Here is an 18,062-nt window from a genome sequence, read left to right as displayed (position 1 = left end):
GTGTTCCAGCTGATCGTCAAGACCCTCAGAGAACGCAAGGCCGGGTTCGTCGGGGCGTTCGTCGCCCTGTTCGGTGCCTCGGTGCTCATCACCGCTTTCGGCATCATCCTGCAGTCCGGCATCGGCAACGGAGTCCCGGTGCAGCGCTACGCCGCCGCGCCGATCGTCGTCGGCGGGGACCGGTCGTTCTCGGTGCACGACGGGAAGAAGACCAAGAGCAAGCCGATCACCGATGTGGCGGGCGTCCCGGCCGACCTGGTCGGCCGGGTGGCGGGCATCCCGGGGGTCGGCCGGGCCGTCGGCGTGCTCACCTTCCCGGCGCAGGTCGTCGACAAGGACGGGAAGCTGGTGCAGGGGGCCGACGGCCGAACCTCGGACGGGACGAACTGGAGCGCGGCCGGGCTCGGTCCGTTCCAGCGCGACGGCCGGGAGCCGCAGCAGGCCGACGAGGTGGTGCTGGAGCGTTCGGTCGCCGACCGGGTGCAGGCGAAGGTCGGCGACTCGGTCGAGATCGCCTCCACCCGCGCCGCGACGCCGTACCGGGTCGTCGGCATCGTGACGTTCACCGGCGGCGGTGCCCTGCGCACGCCGCCGGTCTTCTTCGCCGACGACGAGGCCCGCACGCTGTTCGGCCGCCCGGATCAGGTTTCTGCGATCGGCGTGCTGGCGGATCAGGGCACGAACGGCACTGACATCGGCACGCTGAAGGGCCGGATCGGCGCGGCGCTGAAGGGCACCGGGACCGAGCTCTACACCGGTGCCGGGCGCAGCAGCGTGGAGAATCCGGACGTGGCGTCGGCCCGGGGGACGCTGAAGGAACTGGCCGGCGCCCTGGGCGGCACCGTCGTGATTATCACCATGATGGTGGTGGGCAGCACCCTGGCGCTGAACGTCCACCAGCGGCGCCGTGAACTGGCGCTGCTGCGCGCGGTCGGCGCGACGCCCAAGCAGATCCACAAGATGATCGCCGGCGAGGTCCTGCTCATCTCGGTGGTGGCCTCGGTGCTGGGCTGCTTCCCGGGTACGGCGGTCGCCGGCCTGCTCCGCGCCGCGTTCTCGGCCGTCGGCATGCTGCCCGAGGATTTCGAGTTCTCCTACGGTCCGATCCCCATGGTCGCGGCGGTCGGCATCGGAGTGCTCGCGGCACAGGTGGCGGGGTTCACGGTAGCCCGCAAAGTGGTGGCGATCCGTCCGGTGGAGGCGCTGAGCGGGTCCCAGACCGAGCAACCGGGCCTGGGCCGGGCCCGGGTCGTCTTCGGGGCGCTGCTCCTGCTCATCGGTTTCGCCGCCTCAACGCTCCCGTTGTTCTTCGGCAGCGTCTTCGCGGTGGCCGGCGCGGCGACCGGCGGCCTGCTCATGGTGATCGCCTGCCTGATGCTGGCCCCGCCGGTGGTGGCCCGCGCGACCCGGCTCCTGGCCGCGCCCTTCCGCCGCCGCTTCGGCGACCTGGGCTACCTCGCCGTCGCCAACACCCAGGCCAACGCCCGCCGTCTGGCCGCCGGAATCGGCCCCCTGATCCTCGCCATCGGCTTCGCCTCCGTCCAGCTGTTCATCCCCACCACCATGAGCGCCGCCGCCGGCGACCAGGCCCGAGCCGGCGTCCTGGCCGACTACACCCTCACCGGCGAAGCCGGCGGCCTCCCGGTGGACGCCCCGCAGCAGATCCGGGGCCTCCCCGGCGTGGAAACCGCCGTGGGCACGATCCGTATCGACCTCTATGCCTCGACGCCCCTGCTCGGTTCCCCGGAGATCTTCAAGTACTCCGCCGAGGGCCTGGCCCCGGGCGACCTGGACCGGGTCGTCGACTTGGACGTGACCTCCGGCAGCCTGGACAAGCTCGCCCCGGACACGGTGGCGCTCAGCAAGGGGGCGGCCGCGACCCTGGGCGTCGGCATCGGGGACAAGGCCCGCATCCACCTCCCCGACGGGCAGACCGTGCACCCTCAGGTGATCGCCATCTACCAGCGCGGCCTCGGATTCGGCGACGTCACCCTGACTGCCGAGACCCTCCTCCAGCACAGCTCCCGCCGGCTCTACGACTCAGTCCTCGTCCGGGTCGCAGGCACAGCCGACCCCAAGAAGACCGAAGCCGAACTCACCGCCCTCACCACCCGATACCCCGGCCTTCAAGTGCGGGACAAGGGCGGCCTGTCCGCGGCCCAACAACGCACAGCCACAGCCGGCCTCCTGGGCAACGCCCTCCCCCTGGTCCTGGTCTTCGGCTACATAGCCGTGGCCGTGGCCAACACCCTGGTGATGACGACCCTCTCCCGAACCCGGGAGTTCGCCCTCCTCCGGCTGGTAGGCGCCACGCCCGACCAGGTCCTGCGCATGATGCGCATGGAAACGCTCATGCTGATCCTCATCGCGGTGGCAGTTGGCACCCTGGTCCCCCTCCCCCCGCTCATGATGGTGAGCCTGGGCCTCACCGGCTCCCCGCTCCCCTACATTCCCCCGCTCCTCTACCTGGCGATAATCACTGCGACCTCAGCCCTGGCCGCCGCCGCCGTTCTGATCCCCACCAGACTCGCTCTGCGGGCACGGCCGGTCGAGGCCGGCTGACACCCGGCGGCCTGACAGCCACCGGCCATCCACCTCGCGTTCTGCATCGAGCGGGCCGCGCACAGAGACGTGCGCGGCCCGCTCTGGGTTCGTCGTCAGTGCCCGGTGTCGCTCATGAACTGCTTGGTGTACTGCAGCGCTGTCGTGCTGGGGATGGAGTTGCAGGTGGGGGACGCGTAGGTGTCCGAGCAGGGCGTGTCCCGGTCCAGTGACCAGAAGTGCAGCCCGGCCAGGCCGTTGCTGGTTGCGTAGGACGACAGGGTGTTGACGTCGGCGACTGTGAAGATCTCGCTGGTGGCGTCGTTCATACCGATCATCGGCGTGACGGCGATCTTGCTGGCCGGGATCCCGTAGGTGTGCTCGAGGTTCTTCACCGCCTGGATCGCCGACTGCGCCATCTGGCAACTGCTGCCGGAGACGACGCACACGCTGCTGGATCCGCTGCCGTAGTCCATGGTCATCAGGTTGATGACGTAGTGGTTCAGGCTGGAGCCGCGCACCGCCCGGACGACTTCGTCGCCGAGCGAGTTCACGCCGCCGTAGCTGCCGTCGGAGGCGCCCAGTGTGGCGAGCGTGAAGGAGAACTGCAGATTCGGGTACTGCGCCTGTGCTCCGACCGCGGAGGCGACGAGGTTCTGGATGTCGGACTGGCTCTGGCCGCCTTCGATGTCGAAGTCGACGCCGACCATGTTGGGGCTGGCGTAGCGGGCGATGAACGAGTCCATGCCGGACGTCGAGGCACAGGTGAAGGTCCCGGCCGCACCTCCGGTCGACACGACGTAGTTCAGGTTGGCGGCGTGCAGTTGGGCCACGTTCTCCGAGGCGAAGCCGGCGGCCGGAACACCGCCCCAGGTCTCGCTGCCGCAGGAGCCGGTGGCGAACGCGAGGGTGATCGCGGGCAGTTTCGGAATGTACTGCGACACCAGGCTCCCGGAACCCACGACCGGCAGGGCGGACCCGGTCACGGCCGACTGCATCTGGTAGGTGTTCCAGTTCATGTTGACGGTGACGTCCTTGTACGGGCTGAGCAGCAGGCCGCTCACCCCACCGGTGCCGCCGCCGGTTCCGCCGGTACCGCCACCGGTTCCGCCACCGGTGGTGCCGCCGCCGGTACACGCCCCGTTGGACGTCCACGGCTGTCCGGTGCCGGATCCGCCGTTGTTGGTCGCCGGGTCATTGCCCTGGGTCCACCAGTTGGCGGTGTAGTTGGTCCCGTTCTCGCTGGCCTGCTGGCCGGCGGTGTAGACGGCGGTGGAACTCCACGCCGCGGCGCACGTGGTGGCCTGCGCCGCGGGGGCCGTGGCCACCGCGACAGCTGTCGCGCCGACCGCCAGCCCGAACGCCGAGCCGGCTGTCAGTGCTGCGCGAAGATTCCGTCTTCCGATCCGCATGAGCCCTCCAAGGGTGGGGAGAGGTGCTGGTGGATTGCGCAACTCGCCGAGCCCGTGGGGTGGCCCGGTGTCCACTTTGTACGTGCGGGGAACAGATTGGTCAAGACCATTTACAAGATTGGTTCAGACCAATAGTTCTGGGCGACGAACGGAACCGCCGAAACCCTTACGAGGGACGCGAAATCAGGCCCAGTGCTCCCGGTGGGATTCGAACCCACACTGACGGCGCTCTGAACGCCGTGCCTCTCCCAATTGGGCTACGGAAGCTTGCGGTACGAGAAAGGGCCGCCCGCCGGAGGTTTCCCCTTCCGGCGGGCGGCCCTTGGACCGTCACCTGGTGACGGTCAGGCCGAGATCTCCTCCGGAAGGCGTGCAAGGCACAGGGACCGGAGGACGCACAGTCGGGTCGCTACGACGGTCATGTCCCTGCCCCTTCCTGTCCGATCTCGGCTTCGGAACCGCTTGATGGGTACATCCTGCCGGGCCCGCAGAGCACGGACAACTGATTTATCCGGCCGGTGGACCGGACCGAATGAGTTCATTGACGTGCCCCGTCTCCCGCGCGACACTGAGGCCGCGGAATTCATGGCTCTGTCATCGCTTCACGTATGTGAATCACCTCTACCAGGCGGAACGGGAGACCTTCGTTGAAACGCAGCCGCACGACGCCCCGAATACTCGCAGCCCTCGCACTCGTCACCAGTCTGTTCGCGCCATCGGCAGCCACAGCCTCGGCAGCGGGCTCCGCGCAGCAGAGCTCGCCGGCGCACCGGTTCCAGGTCCCGGCGACCGTCGTCCTGGACGGCTACCGCCTGGCCCTGACCCGCGAGCTCGTGCGCGTCGGGCTGCCGTCGCTGCAAGCCCCGCTCGCCGACCTGCGCAAGCAGGCCGACGCCGCGCTCACCGCCGGGCCCTGGTCCGTGACGGACAAGCCGCAGCTGCCGCCGAGCGGCGACAAGCACGACTACCTGAGTCAGGCCCCTTACTGGTGGCCGACGCAGCCCGCCACCGCCGCCAACCCCTGGGGCTGCCCGTACGTGCAGCGCGACGGCGTGCGCAATCCTGCGATCGACGACATCACCGACCACGCCGAGCGTGGCGAGATGTTCAATGCCGTCTACGACCTCACGCTGGCCTGGTACTACACCGGCGACGCGGCGTACGCGCAGCGGGCGGCGCTGGATCTGCGCACCTGGTTCGTCGACCCGGCCACGCGCATGAACCCGAGCCTGGACTACACGCAGTTCATCCCCTGCGCGGTCAGCGGCCGCGGCATCGGGATCATCGACTTCTCGCAGCAGTTCACTGACATCCTGGACGCCGTCGCGCTGCTCAACACCGGCGCGCCCGGCTGGTCGGCCGCGGACCAGGCCGGCATGACCACCTGGAACAAGCAGTTCCTCGGCTGGCTGCAGACCAGCAAGAACGCCTCCGACGAGGCCGCGTCGACCAACAACCACGGCTCGTTCTTCGACATGCAGGAGGCCGCGCTCGCGCTGGCCACCGGGCAGCCGGCGCTGGCCCGCTCGATCGTCGTGACCGCGCAGACCAAGCGGCTGAACGTGCAGATCGCCGCGAACGGCGGCCTGCCGCTGGAGCTGGCCCGGACCCGCAGCTTCCACTACTCGACCTTCGACCTGGTGGCCCTGACCCGGCTGGCGATGATCGGCAAGCACGTCGGCGTCGACCTGTGGCACTACGCCACCCCGACCGGCGGCACGCTGTTCAAGGCCGTCGACTTCGTGGTCCCGGCCGCCACCGGCCAGGCCGCGTGGACGTACCCGGAGCTCCAGTTCCAGGCGTTCGCCGCGGACGACGTCGTCCACGCGGCCGCTGACGCCGGAGACCGCACGGCGCGCGCCGCCGTGTCGCACCTCCCGACGCCGCCCGGCGGGGACATCTGGCTGCTGCGTCCGGCACCGGAACAGTTGGACCCGATCAGCGGTTCGTGATCAGGAAATCGTTCAGCGCGGCCAGCAAAGCCTCGGGACGATCCAGCGGGATGATGTGTCCGCATTCTGCGATGTCGTGCCGAGTGACATCGTCCGCGACCTCGCGCAACTGCTGGTAAAGCGTCGGCCCCACTGGCTGCGCGCCGACCGCCAGCACCGGCACGCTCAGCCGGTGCTCGGCGGTCGCCGCAGCGATCTGGCGCGCGGTCTCGGGCATCGCGCGGTAGTGCTCGAAGGCGCAGCGCAGGGACTCGGTACCGGTGTACGCGGCGACGAAAGCGTCGCGTACACCGGCGGGAATGCCGCGTCCCTCCGTCCCGGCGGCCAGGAACCAGTCCACGTATTCGGCCTCGTGTCCCGCCAGGACCGTTTCGGCCAGGCCCGGCACGGCATGGAAGCCGAACCACCACGGCGCACCGGCTGCCAGGAAGTCTTCAGCCCCAGGCAGGCGCCCGAGCATCGCCTCCATGAGCACCAGCTGCCGCACCACATCCGGCCGGCGCATGGCGAGCAGGAACGCCGGGGCGGCACCGGCGTCGATACCGACGACCGCGGCCGAGTCCACGTCCAGTGCGGCCAGCAGTTGTTCGGCGTCGGTAGCGAGGGTTTCGCCGTCGTAGCCCGCCGCGGCACGTGAGCTGTCTCCGAGGCCGCGCAGATCCGGGGCGATGACCCGGAACCGCTCGGAAAGCGGTCCGATAACGGCGCTCCAGAGTCGCCAGGTGTGCGGGAAGCCGTGCAGCAACAACAGCGCCGGGCCGCTGCCGGCGACGGCGACGTTCACCTCGATCCCGTTGGCGGGCACTCGGAGCAGTTCGATCGGCGTGGACACATGTCCTCCCATGTGAGAAGCGGTTACCATTGGATATCTCGTAACCGTAAGAGAGCGACGGAGCGCCGCCAAGACGGCACTTCTCCGTCAGGTGGTGAGGTGGAAGTGACCGCCCTGGCCGACGGCGCACGCGGCGACCTGTTCGATCCGGCGTGCCCGACCCGCGAACTGCTGGACCGGCTCGGCTCCAAGTGGACGTCGATGGCGGTGAAGGTGCTCGCCGAGGCCGCGCCGCAGGAGGTCCGCTTCGCCGAGCTGCGGCGCCGGATGCCCGGCGTGTCCCAGAAGATGCTCTCGACCACATTGCAGGGCCTGGTCAAGGACGGTCTCGCGCGGCGCCGCGTGGAGCCGACGGTCCCGCCGCGCGTGCACTACAGCCTGACGGCGCTCGGCCTGTCGCTGGAGGAGCCGCTGGCCGCGCTTCGGGCGTGGGCCGAGGAGCATATGGCGGAAATCGATCGCGCCAACGAGCGTGCGGCGACCGAACGAGGGACGGCCGAGCTGTAGCGGGCTCCGGCCGCCGGCAATAGCCTGAGCGTGTGGAGTCCCCAGCGGTCCCGGTCCCGCAACCGGGGGCCCCGGCCCCGGCCGGCGTCAGCAGTGACAGCGATACCCGTGATGGCGGCGGCGGCAGTGGAGCCGGCGAGGCCGGCAGCGTCATCAGCACCCGGGAGCTGACCAAGGTCTACCGCGGCACGGATTTCGCCGCCGTCGACAAGCTGGACCTGGACGTGCGGCCCGGCGAGATCTTCGGCCTGCTCGGCCCGAACGGCGCGGGCAAGACGACCACCGTCGGCATGCTCACCACGCGGGTGGTGCCCACGTCCGGGCAGGCGTTCGTCGGCGATGTCGACGTGGTGGCGCGGCCGGCCCTGGCCAAGCAGCTGATCGGCGTGGTCTCGCAGCAGAACACGCTGGACCGGCAGCTGACCGTCTGGGAGAACCTGTACGTCCACGGCCTGCTGTTCGGCGTCCCCCGGGCCGAGTCGCGGCGCACCGCCGACCGGCTGCTGGAGCAGTTCCAGCTGGCGAAGTGGGCCAAGGCCTCGGTCTTCGCGCTGTCCGGCGGCATGGCGCAGCGCCTCATGGTCGCGCGCGCCATCTTCCACCGGCCCGCCGTCCTGTTCCTGGACGAGCCGACCGCCGGGCTCGATCCGCAGAGCCGGCTGGCGCTGTGGGACATCCTCGGCGAGCTCAACGCCGACGGCCAGACGATTCTGCTGACCACGCATTACATGGAGGAGGCGGACCGGCTGTGCGGCCGGGTGGCGATCATGGACCACGGCCGCATCCTGGCGCTGGACACCCCGGCCCGGCTGAAGCACGGGGTCGACGCGGACACGGTGGTCTCGATCAAGGCCCGCGGCGACCTCGACGCGCTCGGAGCCGCGCTGCGCGAGTCGGTCTCGGGCATCACCCGGCTGCGGGCGTCCGGCGACAGCCTCGAACTGCACCTGCGCGGCGCCGACGGCTCGCTGGCACGGATCATCGGCGCCGCGGAGAGCGCCGGGTATGTCGTGGCCGACCTGTCCGTGGCCGCGCCGAGCCTGGAGGACGTGTTCATCGGCCTGACCGGTAAGGAGCTGAGGGACTGATGACCGTTCAGGAGCTGAGGGACTGATGACCGCGCGAACCGAGGCCGTGCGCGGCACCGGACAGCAGATCCGCTCCCGGCCGGCGCGTTCGGCCGCCGCGGCGTCCCGTACCGCGCTCGGCGCGTTGATCCTGCGCGACCTGATGGTGCTGAAGAAGCACTTCGGCGAGTTCGTGGCGCGCACGCTGGTCCAGCCGTTCCTGCTGGTCTTCGTGTTCTTGTACGTGTTCCCCACGATCGGCCAGGGCATCGGCGGCGGGGGCGGCGCGCGCAGCGAGTCGGCGTTCGCCACGGTGCTGGTGCCGGGAGTGGTCGGGATCGCGATCATGTTCCAGGGCATCCAGGCGGTGGCACTCCAGCTGGCCTCGGAGTTCGGCTACACGCGCGAGATCGAGGACCGGGTGCAGGCGCCGTGCCCGATCTGGCTGGTGGCGATGGCGAAGGTGTTCTCCGGCGCGGTCCAGGGGATGATCTCGGCGCTGTTGGTTTTCCCGATCGCCGCGGTGGTGCATGCCAAGGGCGTGCACGCGGACCTGTCGTACCACTGGTGGATCCTGCTGACGCTGATCCCACTGGCCTGCGTGGCGATGACGTCGCTGGGCCTGCTGCTGGGCACCACGTTCGAGGCACGCAACATCGGCCTGATGTTCGGCTTCGTGGTCCTGCCGCTCACGTTCCTCGGCGGGACCTACTACGAGTGGACGCGGCTGGCGCCGGTGAAGGTCGGCGGGTTCCCGTGGCTGCAGACGCTGGTGCTCGTCAATCCCCTGATCTACATCAACGAGGGGATGCGCGCGGCGTTGACCGACGCGCCGCACATGCATCTGTACATCGTGTATCCCGTGCTGATCGGGTTCCTGGCGCTGTTCTTGGGGTTGGGGCTGCGGAACTTCGGGCGACGCGTCCTCTCCTAGACGGCGGCTGGAGTCAGCCCCACTCGGCCAACAACGCATCGGCCTCCGCGACCTCCGGTGCGGCATCGACCTCGACGAACCGTTCACGCGCCGCGCGCAGCAGCGTCGCAGCTTCCTTACGTCGATCGGTGCGGTCGAGCAGGAGGGCGAACCCACGCTCGACCTTCGCCTGCTGATACGGCGTCCCGGCTGCATCGGCACTGGTCAGGGCCAGGCGGTAGGCGTCCTCGGCGGCGGGGTCGGCGTCAGTGCCGGTCTGTTCGTAGGCGCGCGCCAGGTACCAGGCGCTGAGCAGAAGTGCTACGTCGGCGATGAGTTGGAGGCCGGGTCCGTCCTGCGGGACGCGTGCCAGTTCCACGGCCTCGCGAAGCTTCTCAATACCCTCATCCGCGTGGCCCAGCATGAGCGAGATCATGCCGACCGTTTGCAGGGCGTTGAGTTGGCCCTCGTAGTCCTCGCTCTGGGCAAACAAACGGTCTGCGTCCTGCGCGTGCCGCAGCGCTTTGGACAGATCCAGCTGAGCCTCGGCGTTCGCTGCGAACAGGAACGCCCAGGCCTGCGGGCCCACCGCTCCAGCCGCTTCCGCGATGCCCGCCGCACGCAGAGCGGTCTGGGCGGCCGTCGCGTGCTCGTGGCGCTGCGCCTGGGCCCACGACAGGTAGTTCAGCTGCTTGGCCTGCGCCACCGTGTCGCCGAGCCGGTCGGCGGCCTCGACGCCCAGCACGAAGAGCTCGTGCCAGTGCGTCCACAGGAACCAGCGGTCGGAGTACCAGCGCACGGCTTCAGCCGTATCAATGACCTGACGATCGTGGCCTTCCGACGCGGCGATGCGGACGGCGCCGAACCAGTTGTCCGCCTCGTCCTGCAGCCATGCCGAGGCAGCGTCGGCGCTCGACAGGTCCACCGGGAGGTCCCACTCCGCCGGGGCGGCGCCGTATGCGGGCTCGAACCACCGGCCGGCGGCGACGGCCACGGTCAGCAGCCAGTCGGTCATCGCGGCGGCCAGCGGTTCGCGCCGCCCGGGCTCCTCGGCGTCGAGGCGGTCGCCGGCGAACAGGCGGATCAGGTCGTGGAAGCCGTAGCGGCCGCCGGCGGTCTGGGACAGCAGGCCGAGTTCGTGCAGCTCGTCCAGCAACTCCTCGGTGTCCGGGACCGAGGCGCCGATCAGCATCGAGGCCAGCGGCGCGGCGAAGTCGGGGCCGGGCACGAGCGCCGCGCGGCGGCACAGGCGTTGGGCGGCCGGGGTCAGGTGGTCGTAGGACATGGCGAACGCGGCCGTGATCTGCAGGTCCCCGGCGTGGATCCGCTCCAGGCGGCGCTCGGAGTCGCCGAGCCGGTCCGCGAGCTGGCGGGCGGTCCAGCGAGGGCGCGTGGCCAGGCGGTTGCCGATGATGCGCAGCGCGAGCGGCAGTCCGCCGCACAACGCGGCCAGATCCTCCAGACCGTCGCCCCGGGGACCCTCGGTGTCGCCGACGATCGAGGTCAGCAGACGCTGGGCCGCTGCGTCGTCGAGGATCGGGACCGCCAGGCGCTCGACGCCCTCCAGTCCTGTCAGGAGTCTGCGACTGGTGACGAGCACCGACCCGACGCCCGCGCCGGGTAACAGGGGACGAACTTGCTCCTCGTCGCGCGCGTTGTCCAGGACGACGATCGCCGGCCGCTGCTCCACCAGCGTGCGGAACTGCCCGGACCTGCTGTCGAGGTCATCGGGCATGTCGCGGTTGCCAACGCCGAGCGCTTTCAGCAACCGGAACAGGGCCACCGCCGGTTCCAGCGGCTCGGGGTCCATGCCGCGCAGGTCCAGGTAGAACAGCGGAAGGCCGGCGGAGGCGGCCGCGCGACGACCGGCTTCGACCGCGAGCGTCGTCTTGCCGACCCCGCCGGGACCGGAGAGCACGGCGACGGCAGCGGCGGCGTGCGCGTCAGCGCCGGACTCCGCAGCCAGCGCGACGAGCCGGTCCACCTCCGCGTCACGTCCGGTGAAGTCGGGAACCGGCCGCGGCGGCACGCACCAGCCGCCGGGCGCGGTGACCGGCCGGGGACGACCCACGTCAGCCAGCTGCTCTAAGGCTTGGCGTTCCGCATCGTCGAGACCGAGGCCGTCGGCCAGGGCGAGCACGGTCCGGCGCTGAGGGCCCAGGCTCTGGCCGCGCTCCAGCGCACCGATCGTCCGGACGCTCACACCCGAGGCCTCGGCGAGCGCCTCCAAAGTCAGCTGGGCCCGCAGCCGCAGGCGGCGCAGCTCCGCCGCGAAGGTCGTTTCCAGCTGCGGCATGGCGGCCCTCCCGGTCGTGGCGTGACCGTTGATCTTAGTGGGCCGAACGGATGTGCACAGCTCAGGAGCAGTCGACCCAGGTGACGACGTCTTAAGTGTCGGCGGCGGCCGGATCCGTTACATGGAGGATGCCGGACCTCGTTCTGGTACTCCTGGTTGTCGCGATCGACCACGAACGCGTCGCCACGGCCTCCGACGATGGTGGCCGTGCCGAGGAACACCGTCGGAGCCGCAACGCGTGTCCGCAGTGTGCAGCTGATCCAGCTGCGGTGTGCCGTGCGCCCGGCGCCGTGGCGGGCTTCCGCACCACAGCGCCGGGCCTATCTCAGCTCCCATATACCTCGAAAGACCACAGCGAGTAGCCGTACCCGCTCCCCCGCGCCGTGCCGTACATGCGGATGTAGCGCCCCGAGCCCGACAGGCCGGTCAGGTCCTGCGTGCCGCCGCTGCCGGTGGTGGTGCTGTAGATGGTCGTCCAGGTCGAGCCGTCGGTGGAGGTCTGGAGCTGGAAGGCCTGTGCGTAGGCCGCCTCCCAGGCCAGCTTCACCTCGGTGATCGAGTGGGTGGCGCCGAGGTCGACCTGGAGCCACTGCGGGTCGGAGAAGGTGCTAGACCACCTGGTGTTCGGGTTGCCGTCGGTGGCCAGGTTCGCCGCGTAGTTTCCGCCGGACTGCGCCGATGATGCCGTCGTCGGTTTGCCGAGCGCGAGGTCGGTGCCGACCACGGTCCAGGTGAAGGTGGCGTTGCCGGTGGCGCCGGTGGCGTCGGTCGCGGTGATCATGGCCGTGGTGGCGCCGTTGCCGGTCGGGGTGCCGGTGATCCGGCCGGTGGCGGCGTTGATCGCCAGTCCTGCGGGCAGGCCGGTGGCGGCGTACGTGAGGTGCTGGCCGGCGGCCGAGTCCGATGCGGTGATCTGCAGCGGGCTGATCGGGGTGCCGACGGTGGAGGTCTGGTTGCCGGGGCTGGTCACGGTGATCGCGTTGCCGGGGCTGCCGGACACCGCCGTGAAGGCCAGCGCCTGCGCGCTCGCCGGGCGGGTGTCGCCGGCGGTGCCGGGGTTGTCCCATCCGCGTTGCGGCGCGGTGGCGACCGGAAGCGAGCCGGAGCCGGTCAGGCTCAGAGCCAAGCCGCTATAGCGGTTGACCAGGCGATACACACCGGTGGCCGTCGAACGGCCCCGAGCCGCCGGCGACTGCACGATCGTCTGGATCGACCACTGCTGCCCGGTCGTCGCAGTAGCGCCGAGCGAGCCGAGCGTCACGGACGCATCCCAAGCCCGGCCGGCGTTCGACGTCGAAGGCACCCCGAGCACGCGCCCCGAACCAGCGTTGGCCATGGTGAAGAACCCATCGCCAGTCGGTGTGAACTTCCACATCTGCGACGCAGATGTGCCCGAGCCAGCGACCGTCGTCAACGAAGAGCCCTGCTGTGCCAAGTAACGGCCGTCAGTTGCGCCGATCTCATACGTGACACCGCTGCTGACCGGCCCCGCCGGCAACGCGCTAGAGGACTGCGGCGCGATCGTCACCGGCGAGTACTCGCTGGTGTACGTCGAGCAGTAGTACGCGCAGTACGACCGGAACGTCTTCCCCACGACCGTGGAGCTGGTCAGCGTCGAGGAGTCCAGGAACCACCGGTACCACGCCGCGTTCGGCAAGCTGGAGACCAGCCCCATGTCCGTCCACTTCTGCGTCGCCAGATCATCGGTCGTGTAGAAGTGCAGCGGCGTCAGGGTGTTCGTAGCCTGCGCCACGTTGTTCTGCGGCGTGCCGATGTACTTGCCCAAGTACGCGTCCCACGCCACGTTCATCACCGCCAGCTGCGAGTTGTCCGGCAGGGTGCCGGCCGCGACCTGGCTGCTCACCGCGCCCGACGCGGACGGCTGGTAGTCGTCGCCGGAGGCGACGTACCCGCTCCCGACGCCCTCGGCCGGGATGATGTCGCTCTCCGCACCGCCGACACCAGGGCTCTGCCACGCGCCGTCGTACCACTTGCGCCACGACGAGGTCGCCATCTTCTGCGAGATCGGGGCGCGCGCCACGTGTTGCAGCCACACGGTTCCGCCGCCGCTCTTGTCCAGGACGCGCGTGGCGTAGAAGGCGTAGAAGTAGCCGGAGGCGTAGTCGACGAACAGGCGCTGGTCGCCGTCGCCGTAGTAGTACGTCTGGTTCGGGAACTGGGTGGTGTCGTCCCGGGCGGTGCTGTACGGCGAGGTGACTGCGTGCCCTGCGATGCTCCAGGTGGCGCCGTGGTCCTTGGAGACCGCGTAGTCGATGGCGTCGTAGTGCAGACCGTCGCCGAAGGGCTGCGGCGTGAACTCGTTGTGCACCAGGCCGTACCACCAGCCGGTGTCCGGGTCGACCCACGTGCCGGACAGGTCGCAGTAGTTGCGTTCGGCGTATCCGGACCCTGACGGCGCGTACGTCGAGGTGACGCCGGTCGGGCTGTTGTTGCAGCGCCAGGTGGTGTCGCCGTTGCTGTCCTGCTTGTTCGCCGGATTCACCGAGGTGCTGATCGGCGCCAGGGCCGCGGTGTCGAAGTTGCTGCCGGAGTAGAAGCTCCACTGGCGGCTGTCGGTCGCCCCGTAAAGGGAATGTGACTGCTGATAATAGAACTGGCCGTTCGCGTCGGTGTAGACCGACGCCGGGGTGTCGTCGGGGTTGGCGTAGGAGACCGGCGTGCCGGCGGACAGGGTGTACTTCGGCGGCGGGGCCGTCGTGGCGTTCCAGACTTCGAGCGGCTGCGAGGGGTCGCACGGCGCCAGGCCGATGCGGGCGGCGTCGGCGGCGGATCCGCCTTGCACCGCCAGGCATTTGCCGGACTTGCTGCTGTAGACGGTGCCGTCGGGGAGCCACGTGAACTTCTGCTGCGCGGCGCTCGCGGTGCACGCGTAGAGCTGGAGCAGAGCACCGTTCGCATCGGAGCCGCCGGTGATGTCCAGGCACTTGCCGTAGTCCGTCACGGTGCCGTCGGCGCTCCAGGTCCAGTTCTGCGCCGAGGATCCGTTGCAGTCATAGAGCTGGACGGCGTTGCCGTTCGCAGTGCCCTGGTTCGCGTCGTCCAGGCACTTGCCGCCCAGCGTCACCACGCCTGCGGCCGAAGCGTGCACGGCTCCGGCTGTGGGTGCCGCGGAGGCTGGGGCGGCCAGGCCGACCGCCGCCAGGGCGACGGCTCCGAGGGCGACGGACGTTCTGGTCCGGATCGCCGGTCTCGTTCTCACAGGTGGGCCCTCCCGGTCTGTAGTTAGTTAAAGTAGGATCCAAACTATTGCGGCAGCCGTCAATACCCGGGCGGCGCCGCATGCCACGATGGGCGCCAGCGAAAGGGGTGGAGGATGAAGTCGGATCTGCGGCCGAGCGACCGCGCGTCGATCCGCCGGGACAACCTCGGCGTGGTCCTGCGGTTGCTGAGGGACGCCGGACCCCGTTCGCGCGTCCGCATCGCCGCCGACACCGGCCTGCCGAAGCCGACCATCACCGGTCTGGTCGGGGAGCTCGTGGCACTCGGGCTGGCCTCGGAGGGGACGGTCGAGCGCGACGGGTCGATCGGGCGGCCGGGGCTGTCGGTGCATCTGGACGGCCGCGACGTGTGCGGCGTCGGAGCGGAGATCAGCGCCGACTACGTGGGCGTCCTGGCGATGACGCTGCGCGGCGAGACAGTGTTCGAACAGCGGCTGCCGGTCGGCGTCGCGGCGGCCGGCGTCGGATCGGTGCTCGACCTGCTCGCCGGGCTGATCACGCGCTGCCTGACGGAGATCGCGGGCACCGGTGTCCGACCGGCCGGGATCACGCTGGCGGTGCCCGGCGTCGTCGACATCGCGGCGGGGCGCGTGGACTACGCGGCCAACCTGGGATGGCGGGACGTCGAGGTCCTCGCCGAGCTCGGCGCGCGCCTCGGCCCCGGCACGCCGGAGCTGCGGCTGGAGAACGACGCGAAGCTCGGCGCGGTCGCGGAGTACCTGGCGATCAAGGACGCCGACCTGCACGACCTGCTCTACATCACCGGCGAGACCGGCATCGGCGGCGGCATCGTCAGCGACGGCCGGCTGCTGCGCGGCGCCGCCGGGTTCGCCGGCGAGATCGGGCACATGCCGCTGGACCCGGAGCGGCGGGAGTGCGCGTGCGGGCGGCGCGGGTGCTGGGAGACGATGGTCGGTCTCAGTGCCCTGCTACGGCTGGCCGCCGCGCCCGGCGATCCGGTGCACGACCCGACCGTGGACGTCGAGCAGCGGCTGGCCGAGCTGCGGGAGCGCGCGCTGGCCGGGGACGAGCGGACGGTGGCGGCGTTCGACCGGGTGGCGGCCGATCTGGGACTGGGCATCGGGTTGCTGGCCGACGTGCTGAACCCGGGCGCGGTGGTGCTCGGGGGGTACTTCACGCATGTCGGGGAGCTGATGCTGGAGCGGGTGCGCTCGGTGGTGCGCGAGCGGGTGATGGCGCCGGACGCCGGCGGGTGCCAGGTCGAGGTGTCGCGGCTCGGGTTCTCGGCGCCGGCGCTCGGGGGTGCGCATTCGGCACTGGAGCGGGTTTATCAGGACCCTGCGGGGCGGCCTTAGAACCCTGAAGCCGCAGGGATTCGCGGGTGAGGCCCCTGTACGAACACTGAACTCCGAACCGAAATGCAGAACGGCGCGCCGAAGCCGCCCGGTCCTGACCCCCGAATCAGGACCGGACAGGACCGGCGCCGCGCCGCGGGCCCGTCAGGCCCCGGCGTGGCTCATCTCCTCGCGCACCGCGGCGGCGAACGCGTCGATGTCCGCCTCCGTGGTGTCGAACGAGCACATCCACCGAACCTCGCCGGTGTGCTCGTTCCAGGTGTAGAAGCGGAAACGCTTCTGCAGGCGCTCGGTGACGTCCCGCGGCAGCTCCGCGAACACCGCGTTCGCCTGCACCTGCTGCGTGATCGTCACGCCCGGCACCTCGCGCACCGCCGCCGCGAGCCGCTGCGCCATCGCGTTGGCGTGCGAGGCGTTGCGCAGCCACAGGTCGCCGGACAGCAGCGCCTCGAACTGCGCGGACAGGAAGCGCATCTTCGAGGCCAGCTGCATCGACATCTTGCGCAGGTACATCACGCCGTGCGCGGCGTCGGGGTTGAGCACGACCACGCACTCCCCCAGCATCAGGCCGTTCTTGGTGCCGCCGAAGGTCAGCACGTCCACGCCGGCGTCGGTGGTGAACTCCTTGAAGGGGCGGCCCAGGGTCGCCGCGGCGTTGGCCAGGCGCGAGCCGTCCAGGAAGACCTTCATGCCGTGCTGGTGCGCGTGGTCGCAGATCGCCTTGATCTCCTCGGGGGTGTAGCAGGTCCCGAGTTCGGTGGACTGCGTGATCGCGACCACCAGCGGCTGCGCGCGGTGCTGGTCGCCCCAGCCCCAGGCGTGGGTGTCGATGAGCTCCGGGGTCAGCTTGCCGTCGGGGGTGGCCACGGTCAGCAGCTTCAGGCCGCCGATCTTCTCCGGCGCCCCGCACTCGTCGACGTTGATGTGCGCGGTGGCGGCGGCGATCACCGAGCCCCAGCGCTCGATCATCGCGTCCATCGCCACGACGTTGGCGCCGGTGCCGTTGAACACCGGGAACGCCTCGGCGCGCGGGCCGAAGTGGCCCTGGAAGATCTCCTGCAGGTGCTCGGTGTAGACGTCCTCGCCGTAGGAGATCTGGTGGCCGCCGTTGGCGACGGCGATCGCCTCCAGGATCTCGGGGTGGATCCCGGCGTAGTTGTCGCTGGCGAAGCCACGGTAGTCGAGGTCGTGGCGACGGGTGATAGTCACGGTGTTCCTTAGCGGGTCAGACTGGTTCAGGGGGCGAGGCGGACGCGGGTGCCGTTGACCTCGGCGGCCGGCTGCCCGAACAGCTTCACGATCTCCGAGGCCAGCTCGTCGACGTGGGTGTAGCCGGGGAACTTGCCCTCCGGCTTGGCTTCCTTCATGGCATCGGTCAGCAGCGCCTTGACGACCAGCACCACCGCCGCGGCGTGGTCGCCGCTCTTCTTGAAGTTGTCGGCCAGCGCCAGCGTCCAGGCCTCGGCGGCGGCCTTGGCGGCGCCGTAGGCGGCGTTGCCGGCGGTCGGCGCGGAGGCGGCGGTCGCCGAGATGAGCACGAAGCGGCCGTCGCCGGCGGCGTCGAGGGCGTCGTGGAAGGCCAGCGAGGTGTGTTGCAGGGTCTGGACCAGCAGCTTGTGCAGCAGCTCCCAGTCCTCCAGCTTGGTCTCGCCGAAGGTCTTCGAGCCGCGCCAGCCGCCGACCAGGTGGATCACGCCGTCGACGCGGCCGTGCTCCTTGAGCACGCTTTCGGCGAAGGCCTTGGTGGCGTCCAGGTCGAGCAGATCCACTGCGGCCGGGACGGCGCGGCCGGGCCCGACGGCGACCGCGGCGGCCCGCTCGGCGTTCTCGGTGGTGGTGTCGATGCCGATGACGGTCGCGCCGGCCGCGGTCAGGGCCCGCACCACGGCACCCCCGGCGCCGCCGCCGGCGCCGGCCACCACAACCACTGAGTCGGTGTTCAAGCTCATGCTGGAAGTCTCCGATCGAAACAGTGTCCGGATATACA

The 18,062-nt window shown here is 70.3% G+C and carries 12 protein-coding genes and 1 tRNA gene; 6 read left to right on the top strand and 7 right to left on the bottom strand.

Annotation, left to right across the window (positions count from 1 at the left end):
• A complete protein-coding gene (locus ABH920_RS19390; RefSeq protein ID WP_370350436.1) occupies positions 1 to 2,562 on the top strand; it encodes an FtsX-like permease family protein in 2,562 nt (853 codons plus the stop codon).
• Positions 2,563 to 2,657: 95 nt separating this feature from the next.
• Here the strand turns inward: ABH920_RS19390 and ABH920_RS19385 are convergent, their stop codons facing one another.
• Together ABH920_RS19385 and ABH920_RS19380 are read right to left on the bottom strand one after the other, a co-directional pair.
• Positions 2,658 to 3,953: a carbohydrate-binding protein gene (locus tag ABH920_RS19385; RefSeq protein ID WP_370350435.1), complete on the bottom strand. Its 1,296-nt coding sequence runs from the start codon at positions 3,951 to 3,953 to the stop codon at positions 2,658 to 2,660.
• Positions 3,954 to 4,146: 193 nt separating this feature from the next.
• Positions 4,147 to 4,220, bottom strand: a tRNA-Leu gene (locus ABH920_RS19380).
• 380 nt (positions 4,221 to 4,600) lie between these two features.
• Between ABH920_RS19380 and ABH920_RS19375 the strand changes: the two genes are divergently transcribed.
• Positions 4,601 to 5,905, top strand: coding sequence for an alginate lyase family protein (locus ABH920_RS19375; protein WP_370350434.1), 1,305 nt, complete (start codon positions 4,601 to 4,603; stop codon positions 5,903 to 5,905).
• Here ABH920_RS19375 and ABH920_RS19370 read toward each other — a convergent pair.
• Positions 5,892 to 6,749: an alpha/beta fold hydrolase gene (locus tag ABH920_RS19370; protein WP_370350433.1), complete on the bottom strand. Its 858-nt coding sequence runs from the start codon at positions 6,747 to 6,749 to the stop codon at positions 5,892 to 5,894. The genes ABH920_RS19375 and ABH920_RS19370 overlap by 14 nt on opposite strands.
• An 87-nt stretch (positions 6,750 to 6,836) precedes the next feature.
• Between ABH920_RS19370 and ABH920_RS19365 the strand changes: the two genes are divergently transcribed.
• The 3 genes from ABH920_RS19365 to ABH920_RS19355 are packed head-to-tail and all read left to right on the top strand — an operon-like array spanning position 6,837 to position 9,245.
• Positions 6,837 to 7,244: a winged helix-turn-helix transcriptional regulator gene (locus tag ABH920_RS19365; RefSeq protein WP_370350432.1), complete on the top strand. Its 408-nt coding sequence runs from the start codon at positions 6,837 to 6,839 to the stop codon at positions 7,242 to 7,244.
• Positions 7,245 to 7,276: 32 nt separating this feature from the next.
• The gene (locus ABH920_RS19360; protein ID WP_370350431.1) at positions 7,277 to 8,332 is read left to right on the top strand and encodes an ATP-binding cassette domain-containing protein; all 1,056 of its coding nucleotides are present in this window, start codon (positions 7,277 to 7,279) and stop codon (positions 8,330 to 8,332) included.
• Positions 8,333 to 8,357: 25 nt separating this feature from the next.
• Positions 8,358 to 9,245 (top strand): ABC transporter permease, encoded by an 888-nt coding sequence (locus tag ABH920_RS19355; RefSeq protein WP_194910644.1) that lies wholly within the window; start codon positions 8,358 to 8,360, stop codon positions 9,243 to 9,245.
• Between the two features lie 13 nt (positions 9,246 to 9,258).
• Here the strand turns inward: ABH920_RS19355 and ABH920_RS19350 are convergent, their stop codons facing one another.
• Together ABH920_RS19350 and ABH920_RS19345 are read right to left on the bottom strand one after the other, a co-directional pair.
• Positions 9,259 to 11,520 (bottom strand): helix-turn-helix domain-containing protein, encoded by a 2,262-nt coding sequence (locus tag ABH920_RS19350; RefSeq protein ID WP_370350430.1) that lies wholly within the window; start codon positions 11,518 to 11,520, stop codon positions 9,259 to 9,261.
• Positions 11,521 to 11,845: 325 nt separating this feature from the next.
• Positions 11,846 to 14,740: a discoidin domain-containing protein gene (locus ABH920_RS19345; RefSeq protein ID WP_370350429.1), complete on the bottom strand. Its 2,895-nt coding sequence runs from the start codon at positions 14,738 to 14,740 to the stop codon at positions 11,846 to 11,848.
• Positions 14,741 to 14,854: 114 nt separating this feature from the next.
• On the opposite strand from ABH920_RS19345, the gene ABH920_RS19340 reads away from it, so the two are divergent.
• A complete protein-coding gene (locus tag ABH920_RS19340) occupies positions 14,855 to 16,075 on the top strand; it encodes an ROK family protein (RefSeq protein WP_370350428.1) in 1,221 nt (406 codons plus the stop codon).
• 144 nt (positions 16,076 to 16,219) lie between these two features.
• On the opposite strand, the gene ABH920_RS19335 is transcribed toward ABH920_RS19340, so the two are convergent.
• Both ABH920_RS19335 and ABH920_RS19330 read right to left on the bottom strand, forming a co-directional pair.
• A complete protein-coding gene (locus ABH920_RS19335; protein ID WP_370350427.1) occupies positions 16,220 to 17,284 on the bottom strand; it encodes a low specificity L-threonine aldolase in 1,065 nt (354 codons plus the stop codon).
• A gap of 26 nt (positions 17,285 to 17,310) precedes the next feature.
• Positions 17,311 to 18,024, bottom strand: a complete 714-nt coding sequence (locus ABH920_RS19330; protein ID WP_370350426.1) for an SDR family oxidoreductase — start codon at positions 18,022 to 18,024, stop codon at positions 17,311 to 17,313.
• Positions 18,025 to 18,062 lie beyond the last annotated feature (38 nt).

The sequence above is a fragment of the Catenulispora sp. EB89 genome (assembly GCF_041261445.1).
Classification (GTDB): Bacteria; Actinomycetota; Actinomycetes; order Streptomycetales; family Catenulisporaceae; genus Catenulispora.
This window is presented reverse-complemented; position numbering and strand designations above follow the sequence as displayed.

Coding starts and splice junctions, on each gene's coding strand:
- ABH920_RS19385 (WP_370350435.1), bottom strand. CDS start 3,953: ATGCGGATCGGAAGACGGAATCTTCGCGCAGCACTGACAGCCGGCTCG.
- ABH920_RS19370 (WP_370350433.1), bottom strand. CDS start 6,749: ATGGGAGGACATGTGTCCACGCCGATCGAACTGCTCCGAGTGCCCGCC.
- ABH920_RS19355 (WP_194910644.1), top strand. CDS start 8,358: ATGACCGCGCGAACCGAGGCCGTGCGCGGCACCGGACAGCAGATCCGC.
- ABH920_RS19350 (WP_370350430.1), bottom strand. CDS start 11,520: ATGCCGCAGCTGGAAACGACCTTCGCGGCGGAGCTGCGCCGCCTGCGG.
- ABH920_RS19340 (WP_370350428.1), top strand. CDS start 14,855: ATGAAGTCGGATCTGCGGCCGAGCGACCGCGCGTCGATCCGCCGGGAC.
- ABH920_RS19330 (WP_370350426.1), bottom strand. CDS start 18,024: ATGAGCTTGAACACCGACTCAGTGGTTGTGGTGGCCGGCGCCGGCGGC.